Source organism: Clostridium tertium, from assembly GCF_017873245.1.
Classification (GTDB): Bacteria; Bacillota; Clostridia; order Clostridiales; family Clostridiaceae; genus Clostridium; species Clostridium tertium.
The window spans coordinates 1-24,220 of record NZ_JAGGJY010000003.1 but is presented as its reverse complement, the minus strand read 5'-3'; the positions used below and the strand labels follow the sequence as shown (position 1 = coordinate 24,220).

Here is a 24,220-nt window from a genome sequence, read left to right as displayed (position 1 = left end):
ATAATTAAGCTTCGATTTTTTCGATTACTAACTTAGTGTATGGTTGTCTGTGTCCAGTTTTCTTTCTGTAGTCCTTCTTTGGCTTATACTTGAATACTGTAACCTTCTTAGCTTTGCCTTGAGCAACAACTTTAGCAACAACCTTAGCACCTTCTACAACTGGTGTACCAACTTTTAAAGCATCACCATTTGAAACTGCTAATACTTCTGTTAATTCAACTGTTGAGTCAACTTCAGCGTTAAGTTTTTCAACGAATATTACGTCTCCTTCTTGAACTCTGTATTGTTTTCCTCCTGTAGATAATACTGCGTACATTAAAAACACCTCCTCTTATTACGGTCTCGCCAACCGAGGTACAAAGTTCTAAACTTTGTTTAGATAAAAACCTCTTATGTGCGGTTTAACATCTGATATTGTATCATAATATTATGTTGCTTGTAAAGAAGTTTATTCATATTTTTCATAACCACTTACTCTTAATTTTTTTATATTTTCTTTTTGGCTATTAAATATAAGCGGCTCTATTTTATATCCTTCAATTCCATTAGTAAAATTCAAATAAATTTCTTTATCTAATGAATTTATATTGCTTAAAAATGAAAAAATATCTCCTTTTACCATTTCTTCATAATTGCTATCTAATTCTATATAAAATGAATTAATAGAATTTTCTTCTTCACATTTTATTATCTCATTTCTTATCAACTTTTCTATATATGATAGCTTTAAAACATATCCTTCTTTGTTGCACCTTCTACAGCCCTCTTCTAAATACTCATATATTGATTTTCCTCTTCTTTTTCTAGCTATTTGAACAAGATCTAGCTCTGTAAAAGGGAAAATCTTCATATTTCCTTTATCTTCTTTTAAAGATTCCTTTAAAGCATCCATAACTAAGGCTTTTTGTGAAAAGTCTCTCATATCAATAAAGTCTATAACTATTATTCCAGCAAGATTTCTAAGTCTAATTTGTCTTCCTATTTCTTTAGCAGCTTCTATATTTGTTTCTAATATAGTTTTATCAAAATTTCTACCTTTAATATTTTTAGATGAGTTAACATCTATAACATACATGGCTTCTGTTTTATCTATCACTATATTTCCACCACAATTTAAAGCTACTTTTTTATGTCTTAATTTTAAGATTTCCTTTTCTATTCCATAGTAATCAAATAAACTTCTAGTATTATTAAACTTCTCTATATTAACTTTATCATTGTCTTCTAACAATGATTTTACCTCATTTAAATCTTCTTCATGATTTAAAATTATCTTGCATTCATTTCCTAGGTTTTCTCTTATTACTTTATTTAAAATAATATTTTCTCCATAGACTTTTCCTAGTTTTAAACTATATCTTAGTTTTTTAATAATTACTTCTAATTCTGATAAAAGACTTATTTTTTCTGCTAATAAATCTTCATCGCTTGCATGAACTGCTTCTGTTCTTATTGTTATACCATATCCATCTATATTATTAATAGCATTTAATATTCTTTCTTTTTCTTCTGTGCTACTAATTCTCTTTGAAAAGCTAATTCCGCTTCCCCCTAAAGTTAAAACCATGAATCTGCCTGGTATGCTTATATTTTTACTTACTTTAGCACCCTTATTATTTATTGGCTCTTTTATTACTTCTACTAATATTTCATCGCCTTTTTTTATTCCTTCACTTTTAATTTCATTACTAAAGTACATATATGCTTCTTTTTCTAAACCAATATCTACAAAAATAGAGTTAATAGCAGTCACTATATTTTTTACTCTTCCTTTATAAATTTCACCCATTTTAGGTCCTGAAGAGTGCTCCTCTACGAAGCACTCACTTAAAACATTATTATCCTTTATAGCAACTCTTAAAAGCGGCTCATCTCTTTCAATGAAAATTTCCCTCATAAGATACACTTCCCTAAATACATTTATATATCGGTATGTACTTATTATCTTTCAATACATACATTTCTTCTCTCTTTATATCTACAAAAGCATCTTCCACTATTTCTGGAATATTACTCTTTATATATTGTGCCACTAAATCTGGTGATAAGTGTTCTCTACTCCCTGATGATATTAATACATTTAAAATTAACTCATCATTATTTATCCAATGCTTCATTTCTTTTATCATCGTCTTTAGATTTACTTCTTTTTCACCTTTTTTGCTTTTCTTTATAGTATTCCATTCTGGATTGCTAATAAGCTCTTTAATTTTACTTTCAACTAAATTTGAGTCGAAGCAAAGCATCTTTATAGTGAATCTAGCTGCATCTACTAAAGCCATAGTTTGAGGTAATTTTTTTTCACCCTCTTTAGTTATAACTTTTCTAGCATTTAAAAACTTAATTCCAGATGCTGTCTTAGCATTTAATCTATCTATTATTTCTTTTTCTTCTAATTCTTCAACTAAAACTATATCCATATATTCAGCATCAGAATAAACTCCAACAGATAAAGGTTGTGCTATGGATAATGCCATATGTGGATTAAATCCCTTTGAATACTCCATTGGAAGATCAGCCCTTCTTATTACTCTTTGTATTGTTCTCATCAAATCTAAATGGGATATAAATTTAACACTAGATTCTTTAGTAAACTTAATTACATAACGCACCTTCAAAACACTTCCCTTCTTTAAAGTTTACATTTACTCCACAACCTGTACATCCTTTTCTACAGTTTTGTGTAAGTTCTGCTTTTTTTGCTTTTTCATTTTCAACTTCTAGATACTTTCTGTTTACTCCAATATCTATAAAGTCCCATGGAAGTATTTCATCATAACTTCTATCTCTATATACGTAGAAATCTTCATCTATATTGCATTCCTTCATTGCTTCCATCCATATATCATAATTAAAGTACTCTGACCATCCATCAAATTTAGCTCCCTTTTCAAAAGCCTTAACTAAAAGATCACAAGTTCTTCTATCTCCTCTTGCAAAAACAGCTTCCATAAATGAAGTTTTTTGTTCGTGGTAGTTATAATTTATAGCTCTTGATTTTATTGCACCTTTTACTGCATCAATCTTTTGCCAAACTTCATCTGGTCTAGCCATAGGAGCCCATTGGAATGGAGTAAATGGTTTTGGTACAAGTATTGATGTACTTACAGTAATCTTTAATCCCTTTGCTCTTTTTTCCTTTGGAATTCCATAGTAAACAGCAGCCATCTTTTCTGCAAGTTCACCTATTCCAGCTGCATCCTCTATTTCTTCATAAGGAAGTCCTACTATAAAGTAAAGCTTAATAGTACTCCAACCTGATTCAAAAGCATTTTTAGTTGCTTCTAATATTCTCTCTTCTGTAAGTCCTTTATTTATAATATCTCTCATTCTTTGAGATCCAGCCTCTGGTGCAAAAGTTAAACCTGTCTTTCTAACCTTTTGTATTTCTTTTATTAAATCAACAGAAAAAGCATCTACTCTTATAGATGGAAGAGCTACCCCTACATTTTTATCACCATGCTCTAAAATTAAGCTACTTACAAGATTTTGTATATCTGAATAATCACAAATACTTAATGATGCTAAAGAAACTTCTTGATATCCACTTGCATCTATCATTTTTCTTGCTTGATCTAATAATGTATTAGTAGTTTTTTCTCTAACAGGTCTATAGATCATACCCGCTTGACAGAATCTACATCCATTTGTACATCCTCTTGAAGTTTCTAAAACTACTCTATCATGTACTATTTCTGAATATGGAACTATCATATCTAATGGAAAATCTACTTTATCAAAATTATTAACTATTCTCTTTTTAACTCTAGCTGGGACATCATCGAACTTCGGCTTAAATTCTTTTATAGTTCCATCTTCCTTGTATGTAACATCATATAAAGAAGGAACATAAACACCTTGAATTTTTGATATTTCTCTTAAAAATTCTTTCTTTTGTCCTTTACCCTTGTACTTACTATACACATCAAGAACTTCATTCATAATCTCTTCGCCTTCACCAATTTCAAAGAAGTCTACTATGTCATATAAAGGTTCTGGATTGTATGCACAAGGTCCCCCTGCCATGATTATTGGTTCATCTTCTCCTCTTTGTGAAGCTCTAATTGTGATACCAGCCATATCTAGCATATTTAGTATATTTGTATAACTCATTTCGTATTGAAGTGTAAATCCTAATATATCAAATTCAGTAAGAGCATCTTTTGTTTCTAATGTCATTAGTGGTATTTCATTTTTTCTAAGCTCAGCTTCCATATCTGGCCATGGTGCAAATACTCTTTCACAATATGTATCTTTTCTTTCATTTATTGTATGATAGAGTATTCTTGTTCCTAAATGAGACATCCCTACTTCATATACATCTGGGAAACAAAACGCAAATCTTATATCAACATCTTTTGGGTTCTTAACTACTTGATTCAACTCACCGCCAACATATCTTGATGGTTTTTCAACCTTATGTAAAATATGATCTGTAATTTTCTTCATAATCTTTCCTCCTAAAGTGAGAATAATCCATTAAAAAAGAAGTATATCTCTATACTTCCTTTATATCTTTTCTATTCTAGCATATATACCTCTAAAAAGTAAATCTATTACTCACTATATACAGATTATAAATTTATCACATTTTAAGATATAATTAATTTCTGTTTTATATACTCCTCCAAAGTCATATTTCCATAAACTTTTAATGCATCAATTAGCTCATCTTCATTTAATATATAAATAAGCTTCATATCATCATCTAAAATATAAAATGTATTAAATTTGTTTCTATCAACTAAAGCTAATACATTAACAAGTCCCTGCTTGTAATATACTGATATGGATTTATTTTCTATATACTTATTTTTTAAAAGTTTATTTCTTTTTTTAACTACGTTACTCATAGTTATATACATTGTAGTATGCTCTTCCATTCTAGTAATATATATTATTATTATTGCACCTATAATCATACTTAAATTTAGACTATGTAGAAATATATAAATAATAGCTGATATTATAATAAATAAGGCTGCTATTGAAAAACTAACTATACTAATTATCTTTTGAGCTTTTTTAAATAACATTTTCTTTGATAAAATAACTTCTAATATTCTTGATCCATCCAATGGATATGCAGGTAATAAATTAAATACAGCTAATCCTATGTTTAAATTCATACTAGTTTCTATAAAACTAGAATTATATTTAATATTTATAATATAGAAAAATATCGCAAGAACTATATTTAATAAAGCTCCCGATAGATAAACTATAATTTTTTGATTTTCCTTTAAACTATCTATATCTATAAGTTCTGCCTTCATTCCAAATATATGAAACTCTATATTATAAAACTTACAACCAAATTTTAATGCAACTAATATATGCGTTATCTCATGTAAAAATACCCATATTAACGCAAATATAAACATTTTATTATAGCTACAAACTAAAACTATTAATATTATTTCTGCCAATATTTTTTTTGTCTCTCTCTTCATTTATATCTCCCTAAAAATTGCTACATCTCTATATAAATCACCTTCTACTTCTAACGTCTTAATAATTTAAAATCATACTTGATATTTATAAATCGTTTGTTTTGGTATCTTCAGTTGACTTACTTTGTTCTTCATTTATACTATATTTATCTTGTACGTCAGACAATCCCTCATCCTTTGATGACTCATTGCTATTTATCGATTCATCTACATTTGTTTTTATCCCTTCTTCTTTAAAACTCGGAATACCATTATCTAATTTTTTTATTTCTCCCATTACATCAGTATATTTTTCTTCTATAACATTAAGTACACTTTTATAATCAATTCCCATCTTATCCATGCCTAATAATACATTTTCATAATTAAAATTAGCACCTACTGTGGTCTTGCATATATTATAGAGCTTTTTCGCATCACTGTTTGGTATTGTTTTTAATGTAAAAGCCCCTAAAAATAATAAAAAAGTACATATTAATCTAAGGATAAACTTATCTATATATCCCATACTTTTTTTAGGTACTCTAGCTCCATAACTCCCCCTTTGATAACTAAAGTTATGGACATTTCTTATATTAGGATATATATCATCCCTTGTATTAATCACTTTTTCTTTCTTATCAGTTTTTGCTTTTACTTTTTTTCTTATTTTATCGTAATATTCCTTATACTCCTCTCTATACCTCTCCATACACCTCACTCCTATCTCTTAATATTGTATTTATATTTTTAATTATAATGATTTATGCTACCTACAATATATTTTGAATCCCTAAATAAAAAAAGCTATAGAAGATTTATAACCTTCTATAGCTTTCAGTATTATTAAAAGTATATTTTTTTCCTTCTCATTCCTACATTTAAGACCAATCCTATTGACATTACAGTTGTAAGTAATGAAGTTCCTCCATAACTAAGCAAAGGCAATGTTATACCTGTAATAGGCATAAGTCCTATAGTCATACCTATATTCTGTAGTAATGCAAATAAGAAATATGCAACAAGCCCTACACAAATTATTGAACCAAAAGTATCTTTAGCCGTTCTTCCTATTGCTATCATTTTTGAAATGAGCAATCCATATAACAGCAGTAAAAATGCTGCGCCTGCTAGTCCCCATTGTTCACCTATACTCGCAAATATGAAGTCAGTTTGAACCTCTGGCACATATTGAGCTGCATATCCTACAGTTTTATCTTTCGTAGCTGAGCCTTTTAATCCAAAAGCTCCCCCATTACCTATACTAATAAGCGATTGTCTAAGCTGATAGCCCGATTCAGATGTATCTGATTCCGGATTCATAAATGAAGTTATTCTTTTCTTTTGATAAGGCTGTATTACTCCTGAATTCCAAACTATTATAACAACTAAGAGTAATGATAAAAGCCCCCCACCAATAATTTTCAAATCAAGTCCACCAATAAAAAATATTCCTACAACTATAAAGAATAAAACCATAGTCATTCCCATATCTGGCTGTATAACTATAAATACCGCTGGAACTATCGCATAAAAAGCCATTGTTAAAAAGTTTTTCCACTCATTTATTGTTCCATTCATTTCCTCTAATGTCTTACCTAGCATCATTATAGTAGCCATTTTAGCTAATTCTGATGGTTGAAAGGATAATGGTCCAAGTCTTATCCATCCTCTTGCTCCATTAATATCAGTTCCTATAAATATAGTAACTATAAGCAAAAGTATAGATCCCCAATAAAAAAGGGGCGTATATGACTTTAATAATGTATAGTCAATTGCTACAACAAAATATAAAGCTACTAAACAAACAATAAACCATAATGATTGCCTTTTTAAGAATAATGTCCCATATTCAGCTGAACTAGCTAAATATATATTAATTATTCCAAATATCATTAAAGCTATCATTGAAAATAACATCACTTTATCTATTTCTTTTAACTTTTTAAGGTCTATTTTAAATTTCGATAACATATTTCACCTCCATCTTTCAACCTAAGAATTATTATATCCAAAAACTAATACTTTCTCCATATTAATTGAAATAATAATTAAAATTTAAGAAAATATTAATTAAATTTAATTAAAAAAGAGAAAAAGTATATCCACTTTTCCTCTCATGGTTATTTTATGTTCTTTATTGGAATATTAGCTACTAAAGCAGGATTATTTCCTTCAACATTTTCAGTTTTGCTTACAGCTATTTCTACATCTTCAGAATCTATTTCTATATACTTAGATAGTACTTCTAATATTTCCATTCTTATTTTTTCAAGGGTTTCATGAGGTAAATCCCCTCTATCATGTATTAATATTAGTTTTAGTCTATCTTTTGCCACCTCTTTAGGTGTTGGTCTACTTGAAAGTTTTCTTAAAAATTCCACCTCTCATTCCCCCTACTAACGCTTAAATAATCTTTTTATTGATGCAAAGAAGCCTTCTCCCCCTGTTTTTAAATCTAAAAGAGGTACTTCTTCTCCAGTTATTCTTCTAGCTATATTTTTAAAAGCTTGTCCAGATATTGATTTATCGTCAAGAACTATAGGCTCACCTTTATTAGTTGAAACAGTTATGTTTTTATCATCAGGAACTACACCCAATAGTTCTATTGATAAAGTTTCAATTATATCTGAAACATCTAACATATCTCCTCTTTGAGTCATTTCATAATTTAATCTGTTGATTATTACTGCATGATCATCCAGTCCTTTAGCATCCAATTTACCAATAACCCTATCAGCATCCCTTACTGAAGTTATTTCTGGATTAACTACAACTACAGCTCTATCAGCTCCAACAACTGAATTTTCAAAGCCTTGTTCTATTCCTGCTGGACAATCAATTAATACATAGTCAAAATCTTCTTTCAATTCATTAATTAATTTTAACATATCCTGTGGTCTTATATCATCTTTGTCTTTAGTTTGAGCTGTTGGTAATAAACATAAATTTTGATATCTTTTATCCTTAATTAAAGCTTGCTTAAGTCTACATCTATTTTCTATAACATCTGTTATTGTATAAACTATCCTATTTTCAAGCCCCATTAAAACATCTAAATTTCTAAGACCAGTGTCACCATCCACAACTACAACTCTCTTATTTAATGCAGCTAAAGCAGTACCAATATTAGCTGTTGTTGTTGTTTTTCCAACTCCACCCTTACCTGATGTAATAACTATAGAAACTCCCATTTTTTTCTCCCTCCAACGCTATATATATTTCTTTGGTAAATATGGCTCTACCACGATAATATCGTCTTTAATCTTTGCTAGTTCCGGATATGATGGCTTTATACCATCTTCTGGCGCTATAGTAACTATCTCCGCTATTTGGAGTATTTCTGGTTGAAGGCTAAAAGCAGAAATTATAGCTTTTTTATTACCACCTACTCCAGCATGCACTTGTCCTTTAATCGTTCCTAAAACAATTATATTTCCCCCTGCATAAACCTCAGCTCCATTATTTATATCACCTATTATAACAATATTCCCATGATACCTTACTAATTGTCCGCCTCTTATTGTTTTCTTTATAAATTTAGTTTTTCCTTCATATACGCCACTAAAAATTTTACTTTCTTTTTGCTCTTCTCGTTTAACTTCTTCAAAAAAACATTCTTTGATTTGTATTTTTTCAAACAAAACATCTTTTAGTCTTAAAATATCATTTTCATTTACATTCTTTAAATTAGCTGCAATTTTAAGAGATGCTCCTTTGTAAAATCCTTTCCCTGCTGTTAGCTTATCTATTAACACTTCTAACATTTCATCAAAGTCACTAAATCTCTCCATATCAATAGTTGCATTGATACCTTCTTTTGTACCTTTTATTTGAATTCTATCGTCATTCATTGGTCACCCTCCACCAATAATTAAAGCTTCAGTAATTATAAATCCTATTACATATCTATAATTATACAATTATATTATATCACTTAACAATAATAATTTACATAATTTATAATAAAATAAAAAAACCATGCAAAAACATGGTTTTTATTGGTTATTGATTATTTGTACTAGTACTATTATTAGTAGTATTTGTTGAGCTATTATCTAGCTTTATACTATCATTTTTATTATCCTTAAGAGGTGATTCTAAAACGTACTTTCTAAATGATTCTGACTTAGAAGCATATGAAGGATCAAGTTTCAATAATTCCTCCTTAAAGAAAGCTTCGTATATAGCTTTATGAATACTAGCACCAGAACTTCCTTTATTTCCATCATAAATAGTAGAAAAAATAGCTATTTGTGGATTATCTAAAGGCGCCATACTAATATAATTACCATATGGTTTCCTTCCTATTTCCTTATATCGTTCATCAGTATTGAAGTCTGCTGTACCAGTTTTACCTCCAACTTTTATAGGAAAATTAGAAAAGCTTTGATATGCAACACCATTTGCTGGATTATTATTAACTCTATACATACCATCCTTTACAGTTTGTAAATATTCATCTGGAATATCTAGTTGATCCACTATTTCAGGCTTAAATTCTTTAATTATTTCACCTGTTGGAGAAGTTATTTTATCTACCATTGTAACTTTATATCTTGTTCCTCCACTTCCAAGTGTAGCTACATAATTAGCCATCTGTATCGGAGTAAATAAATTCATCCCCTGCCCAATAGCACTTGATATTATTTGTCCCGGAGTAGTAATTTGTATAGCTGCGTTATTTATCGTATAATATGCAATTGCATCTGCTATTACAGCTGCTTGATCATTAACATCTATATTTCCTCCACTAGATTTCCTTGATTTAATTTCATTTTGATACTGTGGTGATAAATCCATTATCTTTTTCACATTGTCTACTATGCTTTCAGCAAATTTCGTATTATCTGATATCTCTTCATCTGTTCCTACTTTAGATAATGTATCACTTATCTTGGACTTTAAATCTTCTTTTGCTGCTTTTAACTCATCTGTATCATCATCACTCTTACTTATATTTAATGGAATAAAAGTATAATTATAATATTTCCCTACAGCTAACGCTTCTACTAATTCATATAAAGGTGCATTCACTATACTCTCTTTTCTGTAATTAAAATTATATATTTGACCAAAATTTTCTTCAATCTCTATTCCTGTTTTAGGATTTTTAGCCTGAGGTGATAATGGATCTATTCCCAGCCCAAACTTATATCCATATTTAGCCAATGAATCTAAAGCTTCTATATCAGCTCCATTATTTTTCCATAATCTATATCCAAGCTCATAAAAGTATAAGTTTGATGATACTTCTAAGGCTTTTCTTGCATCTGTTGGTCCATTTGCAGATCCTTGGAAATTTTGAAGTGTAAATCCTTTCAAATCATCCTTAGTCCAAACTCCACCATAGTCATCCATTGACTCTGTTGGGCTAACTACTCCATCCATCAAACCAGCGATAACTGTTAACGGCTTAAAGGTAGATCCTGGTGGTAATAACCCTTGAGTTGCATAATTAAAGAAACTCTTTGGATATGCATCTATATCATCAGTTCTTTTTCCTGTATTCTCATCTATAGGAAATAGCTCATCTATATTTCCCGTTGCTCCAGTTCTTTGTATATATTCCTTAGCAAAACTATCTATATCCGGATTAAAATATTGCTTTGATAAATCTTCCGTTAAGCGTCCTGGTATAGAAAAAATATTAGGATCATAATCTGGATAACTAACCATTGCAATTACTCTTCCTGTATTGACTTCAATAGCAACTACTGCTCCCCTTGTTGCATTAGGCTGACCTTCTTGAGTCCTTATTCTTTCTAACGTATCTTTCATAGCTTGCTCTGCAGCATATTGAACATCCTTATTTATTGTTAAATGAACATTATTTCCAGGATATGAATCTAATTTAAATAACTCTTCTGTCACTCTTCCTTTTGAATTAACTTTAACAGTTGTTCCTCCTTTAGTTCCCTTTAACTGACCTTCAAAAGCAGCTTCTATTCCTGCTACACCAATTAAATCAGAAGATGCATCATATCCTCTTAATTCATAATTTGTTTCCTTAGACGAATCTATTGAAGATAAATATCCTAATGCACCAGAAGCTAAATTACTATATGGATAATATCTTACAGGTTCTATACTTACATCTATACCTGCTAAATCATTTAACTTTTGATATATTATAAATGCAGTTTCTTGCTTTATATTTGAAGCAATAGTAACTGCTCTATAACCCTTAAAACTTTGCATTTTTACAGCATCTTTTATTACTATATAATTTCTTATATCGTTAATTGAATATGTTGCTAAAAGCTCGTCTAATATTTCCTTACCAGACATATCATCATAAGCTTCCATCTTATTATCATACGCCTCAACTCTTGCTTCATAAGCCTTGTCACTTTCTCCGTCTTCTTTAACAGGTGATGGATTTGTAAGCTCTTGCATATTATAAACCTTAACTAATTCATAAAAAGTTTCCTCTGGTGATAACTTTAAGAGTTCACTATCTACCTTAGCAATTTCTTCATCTGTATAATCAGATTCCTTATCTTTAAAAAGCTTTTTCTCTATAGCTTCATTTAATCCTCTATCTCTTTTAAATCTAACTTCTACTATTTTTTTTGTATCTGCATCATCAGTCTTAAAATCAAAATAGAATTTTCCACTACTATCTATCTTAAGCATTAAATCATCTTGAAATTTCTCCCCATTTTCAGATAATATTTTAAATACTTTATCCATAGTTTCATAGAAATTTTCTTTTTCATCATTTGGTTTAGTATATGTTAATGTATATGTTTGAATATTAGTTGCTAAAACATTTCCTTCACTATCATATATCTTTCCTCTTGGCGCTTTTTCTGATATAAATCTTGTAGAACTTATATCTGCCTTTTCTTTATAATCTTCATGTTTATAAACTTGAATATATAAGAGTTTTGCCATTATCATAGTAAAAAGTGCTAGCATTATAATATTTAGAACAGTATATCTTGAAATCTTCTTTTTCTTTTTCGGTTTATTTACTATCATTTAAACCTCCATGACCTTTTCTTATATTCAATATTATAAATCCTTAAAACAAAATCATACCCTAAAAACATTACTACTGAACTATATAAAGCAGTAAACATTCCAACTTGTATATCTATAGATCTTCCCATAAGCTTAAATATTGTAAACACTGCTAATATCTTTAATAAATATAATAATATAACCGATATTACTGGTATAAGCTTCTTTTCCCTATAAATATTTTCACCTATAATTGCAGCTATTAAACATATAAGCATATTTATTAATGCATTGATACCAAAGCCATTATAGAAAAATATATCTTGCATTAGTCCAGATATAACCCCAATAACAACAGCTTCTGACCTTCCATTTATTATAGAATACGCTATTGCAAAAACAAAAAGTAAACTTGGATAAGCACCTTTTATAGCCAAAAAAGGTATAAGAGAATTATCTAGTATTAAAAGTACTAATGATATTAAAATTAAAACCCACTTTTTCATATATTAACCTCTAATTATCATATTTTACTTCTCTTGTTTCCTTAGGAATAACTACAAAAAGTTCTTCTAGTTTATTAAAATCAACAAAAGGCTTAACTATAGCTGTTTTCATTACCTTAACTTCATCTGTTTCTACAGATACAACTTCACCAATTCTAACTTCCTTAGGATAAATTTGTCCAAGGCCTGATGTAACTATTACATCACCTTCTTTTATCGCTGAATCTATTGGTAAATTAGTAACTTTAGTTAAATTTTGATTACTATGAGTTACATATCCTTTTAATATTCCAGTTGTTTCTCTTGTACTATTTACCATTACTGAAACTGCAATGTTTTCATTTATCAAACTTTGTACTATTGCCCAATTAGATCCAGTACTGGTGACCTGTCCCACGAGACCTTTGTTTGAAATTACAATCATGTCTTTTTTTAAGCCATCATTTTCACCTTTATCAATCACATATCCACTTGAAAAACTTTCTCCACTATACCCGATTATTTCACAACCTAAGTAATCATAATTATTCTTTGAATTTTTAAAATTTAAAACTTCTCTAAGTCTATCATTTTCTTCTTTTAACTTGTCGTATTCTAATAACTTATTTTCTAAATCTATATTTTCTTTAGTTAATTCTTCGTTTTCTTCTTTTATCTTTGAAAAATTCAAGAAAAAATCTAATGTTCCTTTTATTTTATCATTTATTGAGTAAACTACCTTCTGAAGAGGATTAACAGCACTACCTACACCACTCGAAACAATACCTTTTTGTTCATTATTCATTGTATAAATAATTATGCCTAAAAAGGCAACTGACAGCACTATTATAGTAACTGCCAGTTTATTTTTTAGAAGCTTCATTATTGACCTCTTTGACTCTTACTTAATTCATCAAAGTTATCTAATGCCTTACCTGCTCCTAAAACAACACAATCAAGTGGTGATTCTGCTATGTGAACAGGCATATTTGTTTCGTGGTTAATTAATTCATCTAACCCTCTTAGTAGAGCTCCTCCACCAGCTAACATTATTCCTTTTTCCATTATATCTGCTGCTAATTCAGGTGGTGTCTTTTCTAAAGTTGTCTTTATTGACTCTATGATAGCATATACAGGTTCTTTTAATGCATCTCTAATTTGAGTATCTGTAACTGTAACTGTTTTTGGCAATCCAGTAATCATATCTCTACCCTTGATTTCCATACTCATTTCTTCATCTTCAGTCTTATATGCTGAACCAAGTTCCATCTTAACTTGCTCTGCTGTTCTTTCCCCTATCATTAAGTTAAATTCTTTCTTAATATATGCCATTATTGCTTGGTCTAATTCATCCCCAGCAACTCTTAATGACTTACTTGTTACTATTCCTCCTAATGAAATTATAGCAACTTCTGTTGTACCGCCTCCGATATCAACTATCATACTTCCTGTTGGCTCTCCAACTGGAAGACCTGCTCCAATAGCAGCTGCCATAGGTTCTTCCATTAATACAACATCTCTTGCTCCAGCAAACTTAGCTGCTTCTTCTATAGCTCTTCTTTCAACTTCTGTTACACCTGAAGGGTAACAAACTATAATTCTTGGGCTAGTAAATGCACTTTTACTAGTTACTTTTTCTATTAATTTTTTCAACATTGTTTGTGCTACATCAAAATCTGCTATAACACCATCTTTTAATGGTCTGATAGCTACTATATTTCCAGGTGTTCTTCCTATCATAAGTTTAGCTTCAGCACCTACAGCCAAAGGTTTTCTTGTTGTACTATTAATAGCTACAACTGAAGGTTCACTTAAAACTATACCTTTACCTTTAACAAAAACAAGCGTATTTGCTGTTCCTAAATCTATTCCCATATCCTTATTACTACTGAAAAATCCCATATGAATTCCCCTTTCGCTTAAATTATTCCTTTTTCTTTTAAACTTACAAACTTATCTTTTCCAATTATTAAGTGATCCAATAAATCTATCCCTATTATTTTACTACATTCCTTCAATCTTAATGTAATATTTATATCCTCTTTACTTGGTGTAGGATCTCCTGACGGATGATTATGACAAATAATTATACTTGAGCTGCTTTTTTTAAGAGCTTCTTTAAATATTTCTCTTGGATGCACTATAGATGTATTAAGGCTTCCCTTGAAAACATCCTTGATACCTATAATATTATTCTTTGTATCTAACATTATTAACTTCAATATTTCTTGCTTTAAACTCATCATCTCATTTATTAAAAGCTTTGCTATATCTCTTGGAGAAGATATACTATTACCTTCTCTTATTAGATTTAATGAATTAAATCGTCTAAAGAGCTCTCCTATAGCTAATATTTGACTTGCTTTTATATTTTTTATTCCTTTTATACTAGTAATTTCACTAATACCTATATCCAATAAACCATTAAGTCCATCAAACTCTGAAAGTATTCTTGTGCTTAAAGAAATTACATTTTCCCCTCTTGTTCCTGTTCTTAAAATCACAGCAAGAAGCTCTGCATTACTTAGTATTTCAGGTCCGTTTATAAGCAATTTTTCTATAGGTCTTTCTTCCTTTGGTATATCTATAACTTTTATACTATTATTCATATAAATACTCCTTAAAATAATAATAGTTTTATTAATAAATATACCCTAAATCCCTATTATTTAACCTTTCTAAGCATTTTATTCAAAAGATTTAACGGTAATCCTACTACATTGTAATAGCACCCATTAATACCTTCTATAAACACTCCACCATACCCTTGTATTCCATAGGCCCCTGCTTTATCAAGCGGTTCTCCAGTCTTTATGTAACTTTCTATCTCCTCTTCGGTTAAATTAGAAAATTTAACTTCAGTATAAAGAGATTCTTGCTCAATTTTATTATTGTACATGTTTATTACTACTAATCCAGAATAAACTCTATGAGTTCTTCCACTAAGTTGTTTTAACATGTTGTATGCATCTTCTTCATTATTAGGTTTTCCTAAGATTTTATCATCTAAAACTACTACTGTGTCTCCTGCAATTATTATAGCTTCTTCTTTTAGACTCTCTTTAACGCTAAGAGCCTTTCCCTTAGCTAAATCAACTACATATTCATCTACATTTCCTTTAAATAAAATCTTATCTTCATCGAAGTCACTTACTATTATGTTAAATTCATCTACTATTCTATGTAATAGTTCCTGTCGTCTTTCTGAGCCTGACGCTAAAACATAATTCAACCCTATCACATCCTATTTTTATACATATTTTATAGTATTGACAAAACGGTATGGTTTAATCATTTAAGTTTTAAAATACTTAAATTAGCAATGCAAAGATATAAAGACAAAGCCATTTATCCCTATCTTATGTCTTATATAGTGTATCATTATATAAGCCTTCAAACAAGTGGCTTTGTCTTTCTTTATTTAATTTTTATTTATTTGTAATAGTTTTGTTATTTTTATCCATATAGCATTTTTTATTTTTGCCATTTTACTAAAATAGAATAGATATACTCTAATTCTGATACTATATTTTCCTTGTTAATTGTTTCTGGTAATGTCTCTATATGTGTCTTATATTCCTTAAGAATATCTACTCCATCACCCTCTTTAACTTCACTTAATTCTTTTGTCCATTTTTTAAAATCGCTAGTATTTATTTCTTTCACTTCATCTTCACTTGCAGTATTTATTATTTGTAGATATCCTTCTGTTATAGCTCCTATTTGCCCTTGAACTTCATCATTTTTATTTAATGATACACCTATTTTTGCATTTTCAATTGACTTTACTTTCAATTTTTCTATTATTTCTGAACTATCTTCTTCTTTTGCTATACCAGCTAGGACTTTAAATTTTCCTGTTTCATCTTTAATCATAAAAGAGTTAAATTCGTTTTCTATTTTTGCTAATACCTGTTTAGCATTATCCTCTTTTGAAAAATAACCACATTGTATAAATGCAAATTTTTGTTCTTGAACCTGTTGTCCATTATTTTCAGTATTACTATTATTATTTACATTTACTACTGGTTCTTGTGTTATCCCATTTCCTTTATTGATATCAGGAATAATCTTAAGTAATACCCAAGCTCCAATTAACCCTATAATTACAGCTGCAAGTGTTGTCATAACTAAGGAAGTCAAAAACTTAGCCCCCTCATTTTTCTTTTTGTAATGATATTTTGTGTACTTCATTTTATCATCCCCCTCTTTTTATATTAAATATATATTCAAGTAGATTTAATAATATTCATTATGTAACTTATTTTTTAATGAAAAAATTAAGGTAAAAATCCTTAAGTATTTTTAATAAAAAATAGTTAGACCGTAAAATAACGGCCTAACTATTTATATTTACATATTTATTTAATTATTCATAAATTTATTTTAATGCTTTTAATACTTCTAATAGGTAATCCCAAACATTTTTTACTGATGTTATACTCATATGTTCTTGCGGTGTATGAACATCATAAAGATCTGGTCCAAAACTAATCATATCTAGTTTCCCTAATTTTTCATTAAATAATCCACATTCTACTCCAGCATGTATCGCAACTATTTTTGCATCTTTTCCATACATTCTCTTATAGACATCTTGACATATTCCTCTAACCTTAGATTCATTATCATATTGCCATTCTGGATATCCTGCAGTTGTTTCAAAGTCTGCTCCAATAAGTTCTGCTATAGTTTTACTTCTTAAAACTATTTCATCTTTTAATGATGCAACTGAACTTCTTATAGCACTATCAAATTCCACTTTATTACCTTCAGTAGTAACGACTCCTAAGTTAGTTGAACTTTCTACTAAATTCTTTATTTCTACGCTATTTGAGTTTATTCCATTAGGTATTAAGTATAATAAATTCACAGTTTTTTCAGTAGATTCTTTTGTAAATACTTTTTCTACATTTTCTGTATTTTCTAAAATACTAATATTAACGCCAGGGTCTTGTGTCTTTAATTCATTTAATAAAATTGGATTCCAATTATTTATTAATTCCTTAGCTTTTGCTACATCTTCTGATTTTAATGCTATTATTGCATCAGCTTCTCTTGGTATAGCATTATTTTTAGATCCACCATTTACTGAAACTAATTTATAGTCTAAAGATAATAAAGATTTTAAAATCCTACCCATTATTTTATTAGAATTTCCTCTTTCTTTATTTATTTCCATTCCAGAGTGACCACCCTTTAATCCTCTTACAGCAATATGTAAGAAATTATTGTAATCACCAGCATCTTCTAAAGTAACATTTAGTGTATGTTTACTTCTTATTCCACCTGCACAACTTACTAATAAATGGCCTTCTTCCTCATTATCTAAGTTTAATAATATTTTCCCATTTATATGCTCTTTTGAAATTGCCATAGCACCTGACATACCAGTTTCTTCATCTGTTGTTATTAAAACTTCTATTGGAGGATGTGGTATATCTGTAGATTCAAGAATTGCTAAAGCATATGCAACTGCAATACCATTATCAGCTCCTAAAGTAGTATCAGTTGCATAAACCATATCATCTACTACTCTTAATTTTAATGGGTCCTTTTGAAAATCATGATCTGTTCCTTTATTTTTTTCACAAACCATATCCATATGACCTTGAAGAATCACTGTTTCAGAATTTTCATATCCCTCTGTTCCTGGTTTCTTTATAATAACATTTAATGCTTTATCTTGTATTACTTCTAAATTTAATTTTTTTGCTACACTAACTAAATAATCACTTATAGACTTCTCATTTCCTGATCCTCTAGGTATTTGTGATATTTCTTCGAAGTATTTAAAAACGCTCTTTGGTTCTAAATTTTGTAAAATATTCATGTTTTTTTCTCCCTTCTTAGTAAATTATGTTAGAATTATTATATAGTTTTAAGTATATCATAGTATATATGATACTTAAATTCTATTTTTTTATTATAATTATTCGAAATATTCTTAATATTTTATTTGCTAATTAAAATGTGAGGTGATTTTTATGCAAAAAACAAAAATGATTTTTACCATTGGACCTGCAAGTGATAACGAAGAAACTTTAAGAAAATTTATCGAAATAGGAATGAGTGCTGCCAGATTAAATTTTTCTCATGGCACTCATGAGACACATAGGGAAAAAATGAATCTTATAAAAAAAGTAAGAGAAGACTTAAATGCCCCTACTGCTATTATCCTAGATATTAAAGGGCCTAAAATTAGAACACATAATTTTATAAATGACGGAGTTGACCTTAAAGAAGGTCAAGATTTTACTTTCATTTGTGGTGATGAAATACTTGGTGATACTGAAAAATGCTCTATATCTTATACCGATTTATATAAAGATGTTAAGATTGGTGGAGAAATATTAGTTGATGATGGTTTATTAAGATTTATTATAGAAGATGTTGTAGGAAATAAAATTAAATGTAAAGTAACGGTAGGCGGAACTATTAAAAACCATAAAGGTGTTAATGTTCCAAATGTAAAAATAAATTTACCATCAATAACTGAAAAAGATAAAGAAGACTTAATTTTTGGATGTGAAAATAAGGTTGATTTTGTCGCAGCTTCATTTATTAGAAAAGCTTCTGATATTGAAGATGTAAGAAATGTATTGAAAACTCATGGTGGTGACTATATACAAATTATTGCTAAAATAGAAAATCAAGAAGGTGTTGATAACATAGACTCCATTATAGAAGCTGCAGATGCAATAATGGTTGCTAGGGGTGATATGGGAGTTGAAATTCCTATTGAAAAAGTCCCTATTATTCAAAAAAACATAATTAGAAAATGTAACGAGGCTGGAAAAATAGTTATAACTGCTACTCAAATGTTAGACTCAATGATTAGAAATTCTCTTCCTACTAGAGCTGAAGCTTGTGATATATGTAATGCAATCTTCGATGGAACTGATGCAATAATGTTAAGCGGTGAAAGTGCAAGTGGAAATTATCCTATAGAAGCTGCTGAAACAATGTCAAGAATTGCAATCGAAACAGAAGATAACTTAGATTACAACTACTTAAATAAAAGGCTAAAAGAACCTTCACTAACCTCATTTTCAGAAGCAATTAGTTATTCTGCTTGTAGAAGTTCAAATCTTTTACACGCAAAGGCAGTTGTTGCTGCAACGAATAGTGGTGCAACAGCTAAGCTTATATCAAAATACAGGCCTAAATGCCCAATTATAGCTATAACTCCTTATGATGAAGTTAGAAGAGGATTAAATCTTAATTTTGGTATTTTCCCTACTAAATGTGATGTATTTACTACTACTGATGAAATATTAAGTGAAGCAAAAAAAGTGGCTACTAATTTATCTATTGCTGAAAAAGGTGATGATATAATCGTTGCAGCAGGAATGCCTAGTGCTACTACAGGTGGAACAAATATGCTTAAAATAGAAAAAATATAAATAATTTGATTCATGAATATAAAGGTGTTTTGCAAGCAAAACACCTTTTATTTCATTAATTCATTTTTTAATTTTTAAATAGGTCCTTAAATAAATCTCCTAATGATACTCCTTCATCTGAATCATTATATTGTAAATATTCTTTTGATTTTTCTTCTGCATCTTTTATAGTTAATGATATTCTCTTATTTGTCTTATCAACATCTAAAACTTTAACTTTTACATTTTGTCCTAGTTTTAACACATCTGATGGTTTAGCTATGTTTTCATCTGTTATTTCATTTATATGAACTAAACCTTCTACCCCAGGGAATATCTCTACAAATGCTCCAAAGTTAAGGAACTTAACTACCTTACCATCTAAAATACCACCAATTTTTAGGTTTGATACGTTTGTTTCCCATGGATCTTGATCTATATCTTTTAATATTAATGATACTCTTTCATTCTTAACATCTACTTCTCCAATAAATACTTCAACCTTATCTCCTATATTAACCACATCTTCTGCTCTGTGTATTCTGCTCCAAGATAAGTCATTTAGGTGTATTAAACCAGTTATTCCTCCAATATCAACTATTGCTCCAGCCTTAATTATCTTTTTAACTACACCATTTCTTTTTTCTCCTGACTTAACTGATTTCCATAATTCTTTTTTCTTATTTTCATATATAACATCTTCTAAAACTCTTCTCGATGCAACTATCTTTCTTGATTTAAAATCTAATTCTATAATTCTAACTTCTATTTCTTTTCCTACTAATGTACTTAATTCTATTCTTTCTCTTGAAGCTAGTGATGCAGGTATAAATACTCTTACATTTCCATAATAAGCAACTAATCCGCCTTTAACTTCTTCCTTAATACATACAATTATATTTTCTTCATTTTTAAATGCTTTTTCAATTTCTTCTTTTTCAGTTATTTCTAAAGCTTTTGTTCTTGAAAGCTTAACATATCCTTCTCCGTCGTTAGGTGATAAAACATATACTTTTATTTTATCTCCTTTATTTACAACTTCTCTAGGATCCTTATCTGTATTAGTTAAATCTTCTTTTGAAATCATCCCATCAAATGCATAATTGATATTTACCATAACTTCTTTATCATTTACATCAATTATTTCTCCATCTAATATATCACCTGTTCTTATTCTTTTAACATCGAAGTCTTTTAATAAATCTCCCATAGTTTCTTCTAAATTTTGATTTGTCATGTATTTCACTCCTTAAAAATGTTGTATCATAAATTAATTTTAGAATAATATGATATTGATTACAAGACTTTAAGTTTATTATTATCTCTGTAATCTCAAATATATTTATTTAAATTAGTAATATGATAGATAACATTATATTTAGATATAAATATTCATACAAAAAATATTGTATCACTAACCTACTTATTAATTTTAATCTACATTAAATGAATCTATAATTCCTGTGCAAACTTATATAAATTATTTAAATATGTTATAATTAAATATATTATAAACTAATTCTCAAATTGCTATTAAGGGTTATTTTAAACCTTTTAATATAATATATTTTAATATTAAATATAAGTATTATTACGATATATTGCGAGGTATTTAGATTTTTAATGTTTTTCTTCATTTTTGCTACTATTTACCTTTAAATGAGTTTTGAGAAATTATATTATTTACTATAATATATAAATACAATCTTTTTCTTGGAGGTGAAATTTATAAAAAAGAATAATCGAAAACTAATATTCACGCTACTTTTAACTTTTATTTTTCTTACTTCTAGTTTTCTTATTGATACTATATCTGTATTTGATAATATTACTCATGGAGAAATAACTGTTTCTGCTAAACCTAGAAGTTCTGGAGGATTTAAATCTAGTTCTAGCTTTAAATCTAGTACTAAATCTAGCTCTAGTAGCTTTAAATCCAGTGGTGGTAAATCAAACGTTTCTAAATCAACTAGTGGTTTTAAAAGCAGCTCTTTTAGTAATAGCTCTAAGAGTTCCAATAGTTCTAAATCTAGTAATAGTAGCAGTAATAGTAAATCAAGTACATCAAGTTCCAACTCGAAATCCACCTCAACTTCATCTAGTGGATATAAAAGTGGTTCCTTTAGCAATGTAGATAAAGGTAAATCTGGAAGTTCTAAAAACTTCTCATCTGGATCATTTAGTACAACTTCAGATGATGAAAAGAAAAATTCAAGTAGCTCTACGAACGATAAAAAAAGCACCCAAGATAAAGATAATACGAATACAACAACTAGTTATGATAAAGGCTTTTCTTTTGGCGAAATAGCTTATGGACTTTCTGCTATGAGAAACTTTGGTTTTAGCAGAGGGGGAAGCGCAATCTCCTTTGGCTCTATATTCAAGCTAGCTATTATCTTAATAATTATAGTTATTGTAATACGAATTTATTTAAAGAATAGAAAATATTAATTTCAGGAGGACAAATCATGGGAATTTTTACAAGAATGTCAAATATGTTGAAATCAAAGGTAAATTCAACTTTAGATGAAATGGAAAATCCAATAGAATTATTAGATCAAAAAATTAGAGATATGGAAAAACAACTTAACACGGCTAAATTAAACTCTGCACAAATTATAGGAAATGCACATGAAATTAAAAAGAAAATGGAAGCTGCTGAGCTAGAAGTTAAGGATTTTGAGGATAAGGTTAAATTAGCTTTATCTAAAAACAATGAAGATTTAGCTAAAAGAGCTTTAGCTAAAAAGCTTGAATCTGAAAAGAAATATACAAGTTTAAAATCTAGTTATGAAACTGCAAGAGCACAAGCAGATACTATTAAAAAGAATCTCGCTGCGTTAGAATCAGAAATTGAAAAAACAAGAAATTATAGAGATGAAGCTGCTGCAAGATATAGTAATGCTCAAGCTACTCAAAAAGTTAATGAAGTTCTTGCTAATGTGCAAACAAAATCAAATTCAATTGAAATTGATAGCATAGAAAGAAAAATCCAAAAACATGAATCACTAGCTAATGGTTTAGGTGAGCTTAGAGATGTTGATACATTTGATAGTGAATTTGAAGCTTTAGATACTGTTGATCTTGATTTAGAGCTTGAAAAATATAAAAATGCAAATTAGGTGATTGAATGTCAAGCACTATTGATTTTATAAATGAAGAAAAGGCTACTATTGGTAAAGTATATACCGATATAACTTATGCTATAAGTGAAGTTATCCCTTTCCTTGATGAAAATATTTTAAAAAAGAGAAAGTATTACTCTAAACTTCCTATATTGAAAGAATATATGGATATGTTAAATGATGCAGAATACTCTAATAAAAATAAAAAATTTAGTTTTTTCAAGAAAGATAATAGTAAAATAAAACTAACTGATTATAAACAAAATAACTTAGCAGTGTTTAATCAATTTGAAAATTGCTCTAAATGCTCATGCTTAAACTGTATAAAGGAATGTCAATTTCAAAGTTGCAGTGGTTGTAGAGCTAATTCATATATAAAAACCTGTGATAAATCTAAATTAAATGTTCGCTTTAATAATAACTTTATTTTGGATTTAACTAATAACAATACAGGTAAAGCTAGTAGATATAAGGTTCTTGCTACTATAGAAAATTGTGAATATGATAGATTGTATATAGCATTAGAAAACCTTAGTGATTCTAACGATAAATTTATTCTTTATTATTATCCTGGAATTTCATCTGATGAGTTTGGTGAAATAACTGATGAAGAAGAATTTAATTTGGTTGTTGAAACCTATGAACAAGCTTAAATTTTATTAGTGATTCTTAGAGAAGAAAAAATTTTGTGTAATCAACTTTTTTCTCAATATATAACTAAGGGGGGCGCGAAATGGTCTGCCCCCTAAAAAGTAGACATTGTTAAAAAGGATATATCATTGTGAATTACAAAAATGGCTTCGATATTTAATTGGAGCCATATT

At 28.9% G+C, this 24,220-nt stretch carries 23 protein-coding genes; 4 read left to right on the top strand and 19 right to left on the bottom strand.

Annotated features, from left to right (window positions below; all coding sequences use genetic code 11):
- Positions 1–4 precede the first annotated feature (4 nt).
- The 18 genes from rplU to J2Z25_RS05175 form a co-directional block, all read right to left on the bottom strand.
- Complete coding sequence (gene rplU / locus J2Z25_RS05260) at positions 5–316, bottom strand: 50S ribosomal protein L21 (RefSeq protein ID WP_008676723.1); 312 nt, start codon at positions 314–316, stop codon at positions 5–7.
- 132 nt (positions 317–448) lie between these two features.
- Positions 449–1,897 (bottom strand): ribonuclease E/G, encoded by a 1,449-nt coding sequence (locus J2Z25_RS05255; RefSeq protein ID WP_097033604.1) that lies wholly within the window; start codon positions 1,895–1,897, stop codon positions 449–451.
- A gap of 13 nt (positions 1,898–1,910) precedes the next feature.
- A complete protein-coding gene (locus J2Z25_RS05250) occupies positions 1,911–2,612 on the bottom strand; it encodes a TIGR03936 family radical SAM-associated protein (RefSeq protein WP_035285581.1) in 702 nt (233 codons plus the stop codon).
- The gene (locus tag J2Z25_RS05245; RefSeq protein WP_008676717.1) at positions 2,596–4,449 is read right to left on the bottom strand and encodes a TIGR03960 family B12-binding radical SAM protein; all 1,854 of its coding nucleotides are present in this window, start codon (positions 4,447–4,449) and stop codon (positions 2,596–2,598) included. Before J2Z25_RS05245 ends, J2Z25_RS05250 begins: the two co-directional genes overlap by 17 nt.
- Positions 4,450–4,592: 143 nt before the next feature.
- Positions 4,593–5,453 carry a site-2 protease family protein gene (locus J2Z25_RS05240; RefSeq protein WP_209738950.1) on the bottom strand — a complete coding sequence of 287 codons (861 nt, stop codon included), beginning with the start codon at positions 5,451–5,453 and terminating at the stop codon, positions 4,593–4,595.
- 85 nt (positions 5,454–5,538) lie between these two features.
- Positions 5,539–6,144 (bottom strand): peptidase M23, encoded by a 606-nt coding sequence (locus J2Z25_RS05235; RefSeq protein ID WP_209738947.1) that lies wholly within the window; start codon positions 6,142–6,144, stop codon positions 5,539–5,541.
- A gap of 134 nt (positions 6,145–6,278) precedes the next feature.
- On the bottom strand, positions 6,279–7,406 hold the full coding sequence (gene rodA, locus J2Z25_RS05230; protein WP_209738945.1) for a rod shape-determining protein RodA: 1,128 nt from the start codon (positions 7,404–7,406) through the stop codon (positions 6,279–6,281).
- A 149-nt stretch (positions 7,407–7,555) separates the two neighbouring features.
- Positions 7,556–7,816: a cell division topological specificity factor MinE gene (minE, locus tag J2Z25_RS05225; protein ID WP_008676710.1), complete on the bottom strand. Its 261-nt coding sequence runs from the start codon at positions 7,814–7,816 to the stop codon at positions 7,556–7,558.
- A 15-nt stretch (positions 7,817–7,831) separates the two neighbouring features.
- Entirely contained in the window at positions 7,832–8,626 is a 795-nt protein-coding gene (gene minD, locus J2Z25_RS05220) for a septum site-determining protein MinD (protein WP_008676707.1), read from the bottom strand.
- A gap of 18 nt (positions 8,627–8,644) precedes the next feature.
- Positions 8,645–9,286: a septum site-determining protein MinC gene (gene minC / locus J2Z25_RS05215; RefSeq protein WP_008676705.1), complete on the bottom strand. Its 642-nt coding sequence runs from the start codon at positions 9,284–9,286 to the stop codon at positions 8,645–8,647.
- A gap of 151 nt (positions 9,287–9,437) precedes the next feature.
- Positions 9,438–12,419, bottom strand: coding sequence for a penicillin-binding transpeptidase domain-containing protein (locus J2Z25_RS05210; protein WP_209738943.1), 2,982 nt, complete (start codon positions 12,417–12,419; stop codon positions 9,438–9,440).
- Positions 12,416–12,907: a rod shape-determining protein MreD gene (mreD, locus tag J2Z25_RS05205; RefSeq protein ID WP_209738941.1), complete on the bottom strand. Its 492-nt coding sequence runs from the start codon at positions 12,905–12,907 to the stop codon at positions 12,416–12,418. The genes J2Z25_RS05210 and mreD overlap by 4 nt, the downstream gene beginning before the upstream one ends.
- Before the next feature lie 10 nt (positions 12,908–12,917).
- Positions 12,918–13,769 carry a rod shape-determining protein MreC gene (gene mreC / locus J2Z25_RS05200; RefSeq protein ID WP_008676699.1) on the bottom strand — a complete coding sequence of 284 codons (852 nt, stop codon included), beginning with the start codon at positions 13,767–13,769 and terminating at the stop codon, positions 12,918–12,920.
- Positions 13,769–14,788, bottom strand: coding sequence for a rod shape-determining protein (locus tag J2Z25_RS05195; RefSeq protein ID WP_008676697.1), 1,020 nt, complete (start codon positions 14,786–14,788; stop codon positions 13,769–13,771). Before J2Z25_RS05195 ends, mreC begins: the two co-directional genes overlap by 1 nt.
- Positions 14,789–14,805: 17 nt before the next feature.
- Positions 14,806–15,495 (bottom strand): RadC family protein, encoded by a 690-nt coding sequence (gene radC / locus J2Z25_RS05190; protein ID WP_142691466.1) that lies wholly within the window; start codon positions 15,493–15,495, stop codon positions 14,806–14,808.
- A 56-nt stretch (positions 15,496–15,551) separates the two neighbouring features.
- Positions 15,552–16,118: a Maf-like protein gene (locus J2Z25_RS05185; protein WP_142691465.1), complete on the bottom strand. Its 567-nt coding sequence runs from the start codon at positions 16,116–16,118 to the stop codon at positions 15,552–15,554.
- Positions 16,119–16,360: 242 nt separating this feature from the next.
- A complete protein-coding gene (locus tag J2Z25_RS05180) occupies positions 16,361–17,080 on the bottom strand; it encodes an SPOR domain-containing protein (protein ID WP_209738939.1) in 720 nt (239 codons plus the stop codon).
- Between the two features lie 187 nt (positions 17,081–17,267).
- Entirely contained in the window at positions 17,268–18,719 is a 1,452-nt protein-coding gene (locus tag J2Z25_RS05175) for an aminoacyl-histidine dipeptidase (protein WP_209738937.1), read from the bottom strand.
- A 154-nt stretch (positions 18,720–18,873) separates the two neighbouring features.
- Between J2Z25_RS05175 and pyk the strand changes: the two genes are divergently transcribed.
- The gene (pyk, locus tag J2Z25_RS05170) at positions 18,874–20,292 is read left to right on the top strand and encodes a pyruvate kinase (protein WP_209738935.1); all 1,419 of its coding nucleotides are present in this window, start codon (positions 18,874–18,876) and stop codon (positions 20,290–20,292) included.
- Positions 20,293–20,359: 67 nt separating this feature from the next.
- On the opposite strand, the gene rpsA is transcribed toward pyk, so the two are convergent.
- The gene (gene rpsA, locus J2Z25_RS05165; protein ID WP_209738933.1) at positions 20,360–21,508 is read right to left on the bottom strand and encodes a 30S ribosomal protein S1; all 1,149 of its coding nucleotides are present in this window, start codon (positions 21,506–21,508) and stop codon (positions 20,360–20,362) included.
- A 482-nt stretch (positions 21,509–21,990) separates the two neighbouring features.
- Between rpsA and J2Z25_RS05160 the strand changes: the two genes are divergently transcribed.
- Genes J2Z25_RS05160 through J2Z25_RS05150 form a run of 3 tightly spaced genes read left to right on the top strand, consistent with a single transcriptional unit; the run spans position 21,991 to position 24,049 of the window.
- Positions 21,991–22,722: a hypothetical protein gene (locus tag J2Z25_RS05160; RefSeq protein ID WP_209738931.1), complete on the top strand. Its 732-nt coding sequence runs from the start codon at positions 21,991–21,993 to the stop codon at positions 22,720–22,722.
- Between the two features lie 17 nt (positions 22,723–22,739).
- On the top strand, positions 22,740–23,393 hold the full coding sequence (locus tag J2Z25_RS05155; protein WP_142691460.1) for a PspA/IM30 family protein: 654 nt from the start codon (positions 22,740–22,742) through the stop codon (positions 23,391–23,393).
- A gap of 8 nt (positions 23,394–23,401) precedes the next feature.
- Positions 23,402–24,049: a DUF1292 domain-containing protein gene (locus J2Z25_RS05150; RefSeq protein WP_209738928.1), complete on the top strand. Its 648-nt coding sequence runs from the start codon at positions 23,402–23,404 to the stop codon at positions 24,047–24,049.
- Positions 24,050–24,220 lie beyond the last annotated feature (171 nt).